This window comes from Enterococcus mundtii (assembly GCF_002947535.1).
GTDB lineage: Bacteria > Bacillota > Bacilli > Lactobacillales > Enterococcaceae > Enterococcus_B > Enterococcus_B mundtii_B.
Map to the genome: position 1 here is coordinate 37,629 of NZ_PUAP01000016.1, position 12,449 is coordinate 50,077.

Sequence of the window (12,449 nt, forward strand, 5' to 3'; positions counted from 1 at the left end):
ATTTGGAAATAGGTTTGTGTTTGTTAAACGAGAAAGATAAAATAAAGCAAGCAAATGAGCGTCAAGTAATGAAAGGAGCAACGGATGGAACCTTTTTTCAAACTACATGAAAATAAACAATTACATCGTCAAATCAAGATTCTTACTTATTTGAGAAAACGAAATGATATCACTTCGATCACTGAACTAGTCCAAGAAATAGGCTGTACACCACCTACTCTACGTTCAGATATCCAGGCATTGCGTACCAAATTACCACCATCGATCCAGTTACAATCAATCAAAATGATCGGTTACCGCTTAAAAATAACAGAAGGAGAAACATTGGATACTTCTCTTTTGTCTCTTGTTAGAGAAACGATTACTTATAAGCTCATTGACCGTAGCCTTCGCGGCAATCTTCAATCCTTCGAAGCCATGCGCTTAGAGTATCATTTATCTAGTTCAGCTTTGCGTAAGATCATTCAACACATGAACCATGAACTAAAAAACTATCGAATACAACTCTCTCCTAAAAATGGCGATCTTGTTGGAAAAGAAAATGATATTCGTTTTTTCTTTTTTCACTTTTATGCAAGCTTTCGGCGAACGATCATTACAGATCATACCTATCTATTCTCTCAAGAAACATACAGAGTCATGTTTGCTGAATTACAGCAAGCCTTTCAGTCTCATTTACATATTAGTAATTTTCGTGCTACGTTATGGTTATCTATCTTAAAGGAACGATGGTTGCGTCGTAAACAAGGTGAAATCCCATCAGAAACATTGACTATCATCCAGTCCAGAAAAAGCTTCAAAAGATTCTCAAAAAAAATCATCCCTTTTTTAAAGGAGATTCTTGGTATCCAACAGCTGTCAGTTAATGAACTAGCTTGGGCTTACTTGATTGCTTTACACTGTATTTCCTATAGTTCATCTAACTATCAAGAGATGATATCCCATAAAGCCACACATTATCAAGAAGAAGTACAAGCCAAGAAATGGATCAAGCAATTCCTAATAGAAGAAGCACTTATTGAAGGTACAACGAAGGAAGGCATTGAGCAAATGAGTGCTTATTTAGCTAACCTTCGCTTGCTAAGTAAAATCACCGATGGCTTTGAGAGTCATTTATTGTCGATTGATCATTTAGTCGATCCATTCTTTGAAACACTCTATTGCTCCTGGCAAAACCGATTGCAACAACTTAAGTGGCAAGAAATTCTACCATTGACCTGCATAAAAGAAGTTGCACTATCTTTAAGTATGATCCAATCTTCCTATCAGAAATCACAAAGTAAGCCCAAGCAAATGATCGTTTTTTCTTTTCATGGAGATGCTGGTTACGATAGTTTTTTGATGGCTATGATCCAAAAATGGCTACCTGAAACGTATCACCCCCTCTTTCTTTTCGATCAACCGATCACCCAGACAAAAATGGATGAGTTAGGCGCTTGTCTCCTCGTCAGTAATTACGATTTTACGGAGAAAATGACCTGTGAAGTGATCCAAATGGCTCAAATACCGACGCATGAGGAGTGGAGCGACTTGAAGCTACATTTGATTGAACGTGCTTCTAATCATTCATAGTCGCAAGGTTCAATTCGTTTTTTTCTTTAGACTTAGTGAAAGATTTCTAAAATGTTTTCGCTAAGTCTAATGTTTGCTATTACTTGATCTGTCGATGGATTTATTGGGCTATTGACTACAGCCAAGGAAAGAATAGCATGAAAACCTAATGTAATAGTCTTTTTAAAATACACAAAGATAGCGAAACACTTGAAATAAATCATCCCTGTGATTCCGTATGAGATAAACACTTAAAATGGTGATCACAAGTATTACAACAAATACATCGATCTGCTTATTTGTTCTCGTCTGCATAGAAGGTTCTCTCCTTTCACATGATTGTTTTATTCATCGCTCTTTCTTCTATGATAAAAAAGAACAAAAAAATGAAACGCCAAAAAGAATAACAAGCCAAGGATCATTGGATAGACATTTGGGTGCCGATTGAAGTATTCCGTCATGCTCGCACTGATCCAACCTTTTTTTGCTTGTTGGCGAATCTGATGATCGAGCTTTTTAGAGGGGGAACTATCTAAAAGTTTATGCAGTCGATCATTTTTGCTGGCATAATTAAACGATTCTCCATCGAGTAATTCTTTTCTCAAATCAAAATGAAATGAATAGTTTTCTGGATTGCTATCTACTCGACCATTTTCCATTTTTAATACATTCCAGCTACTCACAAAGTCCCCTTCAGGATTCAAGATAAATTCAGAGTGAAATCTCCTGTTAACCAGTATTTTTCGGTTTTCTCTGCCAATGATACTTTCTTTGAATGTTTTGTTTTTAGGGTATTTATTGTGAAATCGCGCGGGTGAATACTGCTGTTCAACTCCCCATCGTTTCCCATATTCAGCTAAAGCTTCTTCGTCGGTCATTCCGTTTTTCTTAAAATGAATACGTACATACGACAAATTTAATTTATCAAGGTACATCCTTAGTTGATGGACGGATCGAGCAAAGAAATGTTCTCCATCTTCATAAGCTTCAAGTAAACCATTTGGAAAGGCTTCTTGCACTAATTCTGCGAGATAGTGCAAAAAGAAACTATGTGGGGCTATAAACTCGTCAAATCGACGGAATTCATTTAATTGAAGCATATTAAATTCATCGATTGTTGCACCTAACTGTTCAAGAAGCAACGTCAATTTTTCCTTTGCATCGCCTTCAGCCATCATCAATAACTGTGTGTAGATATTCGAACCGATCGGATACTCTTTTTGTGTCACAAATTCATCAAAAGCGGCTAACGTCAGCTCATTCGTATCCGTTAGTTCTTTCATTAATGTCTGATATGACTCATCTGCAAAGATGATTTCTTGTCGAATTTGTTCCACAGGTAATTCTTTTTTTTCATTGATACTGTTGATTTGAACATCTTCATAGTAAATAAATTGATTGGTAGCTAACGCATCTTGGCGATCAAAATAACGAGTTCTTATTTCTTTTAAAAAACCTGATTCTCCAATTGTAAAAGACATCTTTAGATAGAGTGATTCATCTATCTTGAAATCAAAAATCAACTCAATCTTCTCATTGTGGTCCTGGCGCTGACTTTTCAAGATCGTCCAGTCCTCTTGGTTCTTCAGTAGATTTTCCATAAATGTTCCGGTATGCAATAAAAAGCGCTCATTGAATTGAAACGCATTGGTTGATTCATCTAAAATCGATTCAGAAATCAAATCTCCATCAATAAACCCACGATAATAGACCTTATTTTCTTGATTTTGTTCTACACTCGACCGTTGAAAGTGTCCATTTTTGTTTAAATTCTCAGTGACGTAATGATACTCTTCATTCGTTTGTTGCTCTCCGTATTGCCAACATTCTTTGTAGTATGTGACATGTGAATTAAAATAATCGACCATCTCATGATAGGTTGTTTCAGCCCCTTTATTAGGATAAAGATCTTTTAAAGACGGTTGATTTTCTACAGTACAGCCACAAAAAATAAACAATGGTATCAGGAATAGTAATTTCATAACATCACCCCTATCATCTGTCGATTTCATCCTATGAATATGCCATGAGTCAAGAACGAAAGAATTGTTTCAATGAACATTCTTGACTCATGTCTGTTATCTAGCTATACTTAATTATTAGCAATGCGACAACTCTTGTACTTTTCCGCCAGATAAATTACTTAGTTGTGGCATTGTCTTTTTGTAGTATTCTATTCTTCTTCATCGTTTCGCTAAATATACGATACCACTGCTATATACTAAAAAGCCCCCAACTAATAAGACGAAGATCCCAGCATAATTTGTTACGATATTGACTTGATTGATGATGATCACCGATTGTGCAACACCAAGTCCAATGAGCGTAAGAAGATGTGGCAGGGTCGATTTATTTTGTTGTTTTATTTTACGCCAAGCATAAATCACCAAGCATATGACCATGACATTTATCACGTTCAAGATAATCGAGACAGCATTATTCGTTTGCCCATCAACAATGACCCGAAACATTCTACCTACCAGTAAAACTAGACTAAACAACATTGCAGAGATTCCTGCTAATTTTTGAATTGAATTTTCCATCATTTTGCACCATTCCTTTTAATATGAATTTTTTGTCTGTCCGAATCGTATCGCTTGAATAGATTCGATCGGTAATTCTTTAGTCGGACCACTTCCTACAAATCTCCGTTCTTTTGTCAAATAGACATAAACTTTGCGACTATTACTTACCGTATCAGGAAACCATCTATCACCATTTACATTGATGATCACATCATTTTCTGTCAATTGTTTCAAGAAAGTACAATGCTTATTTTTTTTGATGTCCTGTAACTTCAATTTGAGTTCAAGATCTCTCACCCCCTTACCATGAATGACTTCATCCCTCCAATACTCTAAAGAAGGCAGGTCTGCGGCATCAATGATCCCTGAAAAATCAGCACTTTTATCAGTCCAAACAGACAAGTGTTGCTTTTTCACCTCGTGGTAACCAACAAACAGAATCATCAATGCACTACTGATCAATAAACATATTTTTCTCATCTTTCTTGCCCCTTTACTAAAGGTTTAAATGGATCGACCGATAAAGGTATTAATCACTCCATACGCATCACCCCCTTTCAACTTTTTTAATTATTCAGCAAGTTTCTTTTTCACTTCTGTAGGTACATCTCTTGAATCTACGATCACCCAATCATGAAGAGAAACGTTGCTTGCCTTCGCTTTTACGTATACTCCAGGATGCAGTGTCTTAGCTATGTTTTCTTCAAATAACGGTAAATTCAATCTCCGTTCAGCACCTTGCTCATCGAACATTCTGATATTAGGAAGGATTTCTAATGTTGCTAAGTCCTCTTCTTCATAAGAAATCGAAACAGTTTGGTTTGTCCCCCCTTCTAATTTATCGGTCAGCGGTTGGAGTACTGTTTTCTTGTCCTTGTCGACAATCGGCGCATTAAGTGGTTCAATCGTTTGAGGGATTATCCCCCAATAAATAGTTGAATCAACGCTATCTTTGTGTAGTTGCTGTAAGTATAGCCCGACGCCTGTAGCAGCGGTGACAAAAAAGAATGTTAGTAATAAAACAGTTGGACTTTTCCATTGTTTACGATCTCTCACGATACGGCTAATGATCGTCAATAAAACAATCGTTAATACGACAGGAACCAAAAATCTGAAAGAATGCACCGGTGTCAAACCAAAAAATTCATTCACAAAAGGAATAAAGTAGCTAATAAAAAATAAAACCAGAGAAAAACACAAGATTTTGATTCGATAACTCGTTAATGGGCGATAAAGCAAGTACAACAAATAAAATTGGGTCAACCCAATGATCAAAGTGGCATCTACGACAAAATCTACATACAATTGCACTTCGATATTTCCGACAAATTTTGAGTAGATAGGCGCATAATATGTAATCATATACATAGCCATGATGGCCAAACCAATCGTCACGCCTGCTGGAATAACATAGATTTTGATTCGTTCGAAGAAATCATCTTTGATTTTCTGATCGTCATTTTCCAAAATCAACAACCCACAAGGCACGCCGATCGCTAAAGAACTAACTAGAGCAAGATTGATTGATTCAATCGGAAACAGTTGTCTAGAAAAGGTCAATAATACGATCAGTGTTAACGCATAGATCACACGTAAGATATTCATCCCAGCTACACGATTGATATTATTGATCACTTTTCTTCCTTCTCTGACAACTTGTGGCAAAACTGAGAAATTCCCTTCTAGTAGAATAAAATGAGTCACTGATTTGACCGCCTCACTTGCTATTCCAAAAGTGATGCCACAATCTGATTTTTTCAGTGCCAAGATATCATTGATCCCATCCCCCACCATCGCTACTGTATGTCCGTTGTCCTGTAACGCCTGAACCAAATCCCTCTTTTGATCCGGTGTGATTCGCCCAAAAATACTCGTTTCTTCTACGATGTCTCGCAATGCATCTTTTGTGTCAGGTAACTCTTTTGAACTGATCGCTTTTCCTTTGATCCCTACATCTCGTGCAATACCGGCAACGGTATCAGGATGATCTCCAGAAATGATTTTTACTTTGATTCCTTGTTCTTTGAAATAGGAAAGTATTTTTTTTGCATCTGGTTTTGCTTTGTCTTTGATGAATATCAAGGCAATGATCTGCCCATCTTTCGGTACTTGGTTATCCAGTATAGAAGAAGGCGTATGCGCCAAGGCAAGGATACGATAACCAGCTTTCAACGCACTTTCGATCTCTAATTTTATTGATGTTTCGATATTATTTACAATCAAGTCGAAAGCACCAAGTACATAGGTTCCTTGACCTTTTATTTCAATCGCTTGTGATTTACTCTCAGAAGAAAAAGGCACATAGTTGTCTTTTTCAAATCGATAAGAAGTATCTTCATGAAATACTTTCTTTAATGCTTCTGTTGACATATTCGATTCCGTATCTTGTTTGAGTAAAAAAGCAACGGTTGCGTCTACTTCTTCTTTTGTTTTATGATAATAAATCACTTCTTCGACACTCATTTTTCCTTCTGTGATTGTGCCTGTTTTATCGAGACACAATACATCGACTCGAGCAAGTGTCTCGATAGCTGGTAAACTTTGAGCTAAGACCTTGATTTTAGAAAGTTTGATCACCCCCGCAGCTAAAGCGACAGAAGTCAATAATACTAACCCTTCTGGAATCAAACTAGAAATCGCTGTCGTACTACCAATAATCGCTAATTTCCTGGACTCAACTAAGGATAGATCCATGGCACTAAGAATAAATTGATTGATCAACACAAGTAGTGCAATAGGGATAATGCCTACCGCGATCACTCTCAAAATGCGATCGATGGCTAATTGTATGTTTGAGCGCATCGGTTTGAACGATTTGGCTTCCTTCGTTAATTTTGCTATGTATGTTTCTTCACCGACTTGGGTAACGATTGATTTTATTTTCCCCTGCATCACCAAACTACCAGAATAAATCGTGTCTCCCCTTTTCTTTTCTACTAAGTCTGATTCTCCTGTAATCATCGATTCATCAACGAACACCCCTTGAGAAAGCGCACAAACATCTACTGGCACTTGCATCCCTTTTGCTAAAAAAAGAACATCATCTAAGACGATTTCTTCTTTTTTTATCGTTGCTTCTTTTCCTTCTCGCAAAACAGTCACATGATCTTGCTTTAAAACACTAAGTCTTTCTATCGTCCTTTTCGCTTTGATTTCTTGGTAAATCCCCATAGATGTATTGACTAAAATCGAAACCATAAAAAAACTATTTCTAAAGGATCCGATAGATACAACTGTAATGAACAATAAAACATTTAAAAAATTAAACAAGGTCATGCAATTCTTCATAATAATTTCTTTTGTCGTTTTTCCAGCAGATCGGGTATTCAATTCATTTGTTTGATTTTTTAAGATCCTTTCTTCTACTTGCCTCTCTCCCAGCCCGGTTTTCTCATTTAATTCGTCAGGAATCGTTAAGAAATGTTTTTCCATTTTTCCCCCTCCTATTGCATTATCATCAAATAATTTTTTTTAAAAAAAAGATAACCAATCATAAAACAAAAAAGGATTACGTTATATTTACTCGTAGCTATCTTCATCAACACCTTAACATTAAATAACTGATTTTCAAATACATTTTTTTCTTCAAACTGAATTTTTTATAAAAAAACTATACATATATGCATAAAAACATTATTTAAAAAGCTTTTACATGTATTTTTCAATTGATCCTTATTTTAATCTAAAAACTACCGCATAATAAAATAACAATAACTATCGTTTTATAATATTCTTTTTAACGTGATTTTATAAAAATAAAAATAGCTTACGTATTTTTATCAAACAGAATTTTTTTCTGATTTTGTACCCAATAATCCTTTATATTTGTTTGGATTTTTATGTTACTAGGGTCCTATTTCTTCATTTTCAGACAAAAAAAACACCAGCGATTACTCACTAGTGTTAGTTTATAACAACAAACAATTCAGCTGATATTTATCAGTCGTTCATTATTTATTATAGATTTTAGGTCCTTTTCTCATGTTACTACGATCATTCTTTGGCGTAGCCATCTTTTCAACTCGACCGCCACCTTGCTTCTTTTTGATTATTTCAAGCATTTTCTCTTTTGAATTCATCTGTTTCCCTCTTTTACTCTATTCACTTTTTCGCTACTGTGATAAACACTTCGCTATTGTACCACATTTTTACTTAGAAATTTCAAACTTATTGATTTCTTTATGCTTTTCATCATAAAAACGTACGATGTTTGTATGTTCATCACAGGTCAAGATCACATAGCTTTTCTCAAGGTAGCGCTTAGGGAAACGGAAACTTCCTGGATTGATACAAAGTACTTGATCAACCATTGATGCTTCTCGGACGTGTGAATGGCCAAAACATACGATCGTAGCATTTAGTTCCTTCGCTCGGTTTGCCACTTTCTTGAACGAATATTTGATTCCATGCCAGTGTCCGTGGACCATGTAAATCGTTGTCCCTTTGATCTCATTCAGATATTCCTCTTGAAAGGTCGATCCATAGAGATCTCGATTACCGTTTACTACTTGAAATCCCTGTAAAGCTGGATGATCTTCCGGTAATTCAGAATCACCACAATGAAGCATGACATCAACGATCCCTTCATATCTTTGGCGAAGTAATTGCAGTTCTTCTGTCGCCCCATGGCTATCACTAACGATCAGAGCTTTCAATCATACTTCCTCCCGTCTTAAAAAAGAATTGATGACGATCAACGTACCTGTAGTAAATAGAACAGTCAATACAGCCATCGCCATCCCAACTGAAACACTGCCTTGTTCGAACTCCCGCATGATAAAAGTGGACACGACTAATGTATTCGGCGGGGACAGAATACTTGCAGTGACCAATTCACGAAATGAAATGATAAAGGTCATCATCCAGCCAACGAAAATTCCACGCAACAGCAAAGGAAAGATGATCCGGCGAAACACATAGAAAGGTTTTCCACCAAAGACACTACCTGCCCAGATCAACGAATCAGCGATCTGGGTATACGAAGAGGTCACATACTGTATCGAAAAAGGAAGGAAAAGAGTCACATAAGCCAACAGCATGATCCCGATATGATTATACAGTGGAATGATATGGAAAATACTATTCCAAAATATCATGATGCCGATACTGAAAACGATACTCGGCAACATGTCTGGCAACAAACTCATCACGTGTAGCACCTTTCGAAATTTGGTTTGACTAAAGTAAATGATCGACGCGCAGATGGTACCTAAAACTGCCGCAATCGTCGCAGAAAAAAATGCCAAAAACAGACTATTCTTAAATGCTTGTAACGCTCGAGGATTTTCAGTCAACAGTTGGCTATAATGAGCAAGGGTAAAGTTTCCACTGACCATTCCTTGTCCTCTCAACCGAATCAAAGATGTCATCACAACTGAAAAATATGGAATGCCGATTGCTACTACTAATAAAGCAATGATATAGCCCCAAGCAGCGATTTTTTGGTGAAGAGCTAGCTTTTTGACCACGCGCTTCGTACCTTTTCCTTCGACTAATTTATAAGATTTCTTTGCCGTTACATAATTTTGTATAAACCAAATACAAAAACAGATGAAAATCAGTAAACTTGATAAACTAGCTGCTGCGTTGAAGTTGATCGGTGCAATCGTTGCATGATGATGGATTGCCGTAACAAAGACAGAAAAGCCGATACGTTGGCCGATCGTTGCCGGTGTGCCATATTCTGAAACTGCTTTGACAAACACAAGCAAAGCCCCAATGGCATAATTTCCTGTGATCAACGGTAAAGTCACTCGGCGTAAACGATAAAAAAAGCCACCGCCAAAGATTACTGCACTTTCGTCTAGACTTGCTCCGATATTCAATAGCGCATTTTTTAAAATCGTCAAAATAAAAGGAAATAGATGAAAACTCATTGTTAACACAAGACCCCAAAATGAAAAAAAGTTTTCGGAAAAATCTCCTGTAAAAGGAAACATCTGCTGAAACAGTCCACGACGTTGCGTAAATAAGATCCAGCCCATCGAAGCAATATATGGCGGTGTCATAAAGGGGATCAGCAAAACGATATCTAGCCATTTTTTCTCTGCGATCTTTGTTCTGACTGTCAAAAAAGCTAATGGTAAAGCAAGCACAGTCGAACAGATCACGACCGCAATCCCTAAAAACAAAGTATTTGTGATCGTTTGTAGATTATCTGGATTCATGATCGTTTGGATCGTTTGTCCGACATCCAGTGATCCTTCATAGACTAAAGCTCGATAAAAAATGACACCGATAGGAATGCCTGTCAGTATGAATAAGAGAAGACATATGGGGATTACTGCCCCATATGTCCACTTTTTAGCATGTATCTTCATTGAGAGGACTCCATGACTGACAAGAACTCACTCGTGATATCAGAAGCGTGTTCCATCATCCAGTCCCAATCAACATCAAGTGTGTTGATATCTGATAAGTTTTCACGTTGCGTACTCGTGATGTCACTTCTACCAGGAATCAAGTAAGCTTCACTGATCAGCTGTTGGGCACGATCAGATAGCAGATAGTCCATAAATGCTTTGGCATTATCGACGTTTCGACTTGAATTGAGGATCATCGCCGTACGAGGATTCACGACAGTTCCACCTTCAGGGTAGTAGATTTCTAACGCTTCTCCTTTACTGATCGAATCATAAGCATTCCAATCGACACCACCTACAAGAATCCCTTTCGCACCTGTAGTAACTTCTTCAAGTGCTGCTGCATTCGCGCCAGGGATCGTCATCCCATTAGCCGCTAGATCCTTCCAAGTCTGCCAACCAGCTTCCTCCCCTTTATTATTGATAAAACCTGCTAAGAAGTCTTTAGCAGAACCAGATTTTTCAGGATCGGGAAAGGCTAATTCCCCTTGATACTCTTCAGAAGCTAGTTCATCCCAGTCCGCATCCAACTCTGGAAATAGCGTAGTATTATAGATGACTCCGACTGCTGAACCACTTGCGCCAAAGAGCATATTGTCCGCATCAGCCCACCCTTCATGAAGGTTGTCCGCTCCTTCTGGCAGATAAGGCATCAGTGCATCATCGGCTTTCAAACCAAGCCCATCACTCCAAGAAGCGAGCATGATGACATCGGCTACTGGATTCGCCGATTCTGCCTCAAGACGAGCTAAGATTTCTCCCGTTGTTCCTTGAAAAACGTTGACTCTAACGCCTGTTTGTTCTTCAAAGTCTGCTGCTAGTTGGTCTCCAAGATTTGCCGGACTTGGTAAGTAAACATATACTTCCCCTGATAATTCCGTTGATCCTGTTTCCTCTTTCGACTCACTACTCGATGCAGCATTTGAACTATTTTCTGACGTGTCTCCATTTGCTGAACCACAGCCAGCTAAAATGATCGATAGAATACCCACTCCTGCAACTAACCATTTTTTCATCGTCTAATTCCCTCATTCTTCTATATTATTTGTAATATATGCTCTTTCTTTACGTAAATATCTAGATTTGTTGTTTGCGGTTTCTGTGTCGATACTGCGTACCAACGTTGATCGTCCTTTTCTAAACATAGTTCATATCCTTGACCGATAAACTGGCTAGAAATCACAGAAACTTGATACTTCTCAGCCACCGGATCAGGAGTTAAGCTGACCGACTCAGGGCGAAACATTTGCTTTGTGTCAAGCCAATTCGAGCGTCCAATAAATCGTGCAACAAATTCATTTTTCGGACGATTATAAATCTCTTCCGGTGTGCCTTTTTGTTGCAAAACCCCTTCATTTAACACGATCACTTCATCACTCATGCTCATCGCATCTACTTGGTCATGTGTGACAAAGATCGCAGTGATACCGATTTGGTTCACTAAATTTCTCAATTCGATCCGCATCTCGTTACGCAATACCGCATCCAAGGCTGACATTGGTTCATCAAAGAGCAAACAGTTCGGTTCTACTACGATCGCTCGTGCAAATGCCACACGTTGCTGTTGCCCACCAGATAATTGATGAGGATATCTGGACTCAAAACCAGCCAATTGTACAGTCTCTAGCGCTTGCATCACTCGCTCTTTTAACTCCTCTTTTTGTTTACGCGCTCGTAAACCAAAGGCGACATTTTCAAATACTGTTAAGTGAGGCCATAGCGCAAAATCTTGGAAAACAAAGCCCAACTCTCGTTTGTCTGGCGAAAGATCGATCTTTTGTTCTGATGAAAAAACACATTGTTCGTCGAACCAGATTTCTCCGTAATCCGGTGTTTCCAAACCAGCGATCATCCTGAGAAGGGTCGTTTTGCCACTACCAGAAGGCCCAAGCATCGTAGTGATCTTTCCCTGTTCAAAGGTCAGTTCTTCCATATTTGTGACAACCGCAGTGCCAAATGATTTTTTTAAATTTTTTATGGTGATCCTCACGCTTGCTCCCCCTAAATTTGC

General features: G+C 37.9%; 10 protein-coding genes. 1 reads left to right on the forward strand and 9 read right to left on the reverse strand.

Translation table 11 applies throughout. The features are described from left to right. Window positions 1-84: 84 nt before the first annotated feature. Window positions 85-1,572 carry a helix-turn-helix domain-containing protein gene (locus tag CUS89_RS04465; protein ID WP_104871198.1) on the forward strand — a complete coding sequence of 496 codons (1,488 nt, stop codon included), beginning with the start codon at window positions 85-87 and terminating at the stop codon, window positions 1,570-1,572. A 323-nt stretch (window positions 1,573-1,895) separates the two neighbouring features. On the opposite strand, the gene CUS89_RS04470 is transcribed toward CUS89_RS04465, so the two are convergent. The 9 genes from CUS89_RS04470 to CUS89_RS04505 all read right to left on the reverse strand — a co-directional run bounded on the left by CUS89_RS04470 (window position 1,896) and on the right by CUS89_RS04505 (window position 12,428). Beyond that, window positions 1,896-3,533 carry a DUF3114 domain-containing protein gene (locus CUS89_RS04470; protein WP_181055305.1) on the reverse strand — a complete coding sequence of 546 codons (1,638 nt, stop codon included), beginning with the start codon at window positions 3,531-3,533 and terminating at the stop codon, window positions 1,896-1,898. 201 nt (window positions 3,534-3,734) lie between these two features. Further along, the gene (locus tag CUS89_RS04475; RefSeq protein WP_146103404.1) at window positions 3,735-4,094 is read right to left on the reverse strand and encodes a hypothetical protein; all 360 of its coding nucleotides are present in this window, start codon (window positions 4,092-4,094) and stop codon (window positions 3,735-3,737) included. Between the two features lie 18 nt (window positions 4,095-4,112). Then, window positions 4,113-4,556, reverse strand: coding sequence for a hypothetical protein (locus CUS89_RS04480; protein ID WP_104871201.1), 444 nt, complete (start codon window positions 4,554-4,556; stop codon window positions 4,113-4,115). A 90-nt stretch (window positions 4,557-4,646) separates the two neighbouring features. Beyond that, window positions 4,647-7,508 (reverse strand): HAD-IC family P-type ATPase, encoded by a 2,862-nt coding sequence (locus CUS89_RS04485; RefSeq protein ID WP_104871202.1) that lies wholly within the window; start codon window positions 7,506-7,508, stop codon window positions 4,647-4,649. Between the two features lie 518 nt (window positions 7,509-8,026). After that, entirely contained in the window at window positions 8,027-8,155 is a 129-nt protein-coding gene (locus CUS89_RS16320; RefSeq protein ID WP_010735268.1) for a hypothetical protein, read from the reverse strand. A 69-nt stretch (window positions 8,156-8,224) separates the two neighbouring features. Continuing rightward, complete coding sequence (locus CUS89_RS04490; protein ID WP_104871203.1) at window positions 8,225-8,731, reverse strand: metallophosphoesterase family protein; 507 nt, start codon at window positions 8,729-8,731, stop codon at window positions 8,225-8,227. Then, on the reverse strand, window positions 8,732-10,396 hold the full coding sequence (locus CUS89_RS04495) for an ABC transporter permease (RefSeq protein ID WP_104871204.1): 1,665 nt from the start codon (window positions 10,394-10,396) through the stop codon (window positions 8,732-8,734). Beyond that, window positions 10,393-11,454 carry an extracellular solute-binding protein gene (locus CUS89_RS04500; RefSeq protein WP_104871205.1) on the reverse strand — a complete coding sequence of 354 codons (1,062 nt, stop codon included), beginning with the start codon at window positions 11,452-11,454 and terminating at the stop codon, window positions 10,393-10,395. The genes CUS89_RS04495 and CUS89_RS04500 overlap by 4 nt, the downstream gene beginning before the upstream one ends. Before the next feature lie 20 nt (window positions 11,455-11,474). Beyond that, entirely contained in the window at window positions 11,475-12,428 is a 954-nt protein-coding gene (locus CUS89_RS04505; protein WP_219843335.1) for an ABC transporter ATP-binding protein, read from the reverse strand. Window positions 12,429-12,449: the final 21 nt, after the last annotated feature.

Excerpts from the sequence above, each read along its gene's own strand:
- CUS89_RS04475 (WP_146103404.1), bottom strand. The coding sequence starts at position 4,094 with ATGGAAAATTCAATTCAAAAATTAGCAGGAATCTCTGCAATGTTGTTT.
- CUS89_RS04500 (WP_104871205.1), bottom strand. The coding sequence starts at position 11,454 with ATGAAAAAATGGTTAGTTGCAGGAGTGGGTATTCTATCGATCATTTTA.
- CUS89_RS04495 (WP_104871204.1), bottom strand. The coding sequence starts at position 10,396 with ATGAAGATACATGCTAAAAAGTGGACATATGGGGCAGTAATCCCCATA.
- CUS89_RS04465 (WP_104871198.1), top strand. The coding sequence starts at position 85 with ATGGAACCTTTTTTCAAACTACATGAAAATAAACAATTACATCGTCAA.
- CUS89_RS04480 (WP_104871201.1), bottom strand. The coding sequence starts at position 4,556 with ATGAGAAAAATATGTTTATTGATCAGTAGTGCATTGATGATTCTGTTT.
- CUS89_RS04485 (WP_104871202.1), bottom strand. The coding sequence starts at position 7,508 with ATGGAAAAACATTTCTTAACGATTCCTGACGAATTAAATGAGAAAACC.
- CUS89_RS04470 (WP_181055305.1), bottom strand. The coding sequence starts at position 3,533 with ATGAAATTACTATTCCTGATACCATTGTTTATTTTTTGTGGCTGTACT.
- CUS89_RS16320 (WP_010735268.1), bottom strand. The coding sequence starts at position 8,155 with ATGAATTCAAAAGAGAAAATGCTTGAAATAATCAAAAAGAAGCAAGGT.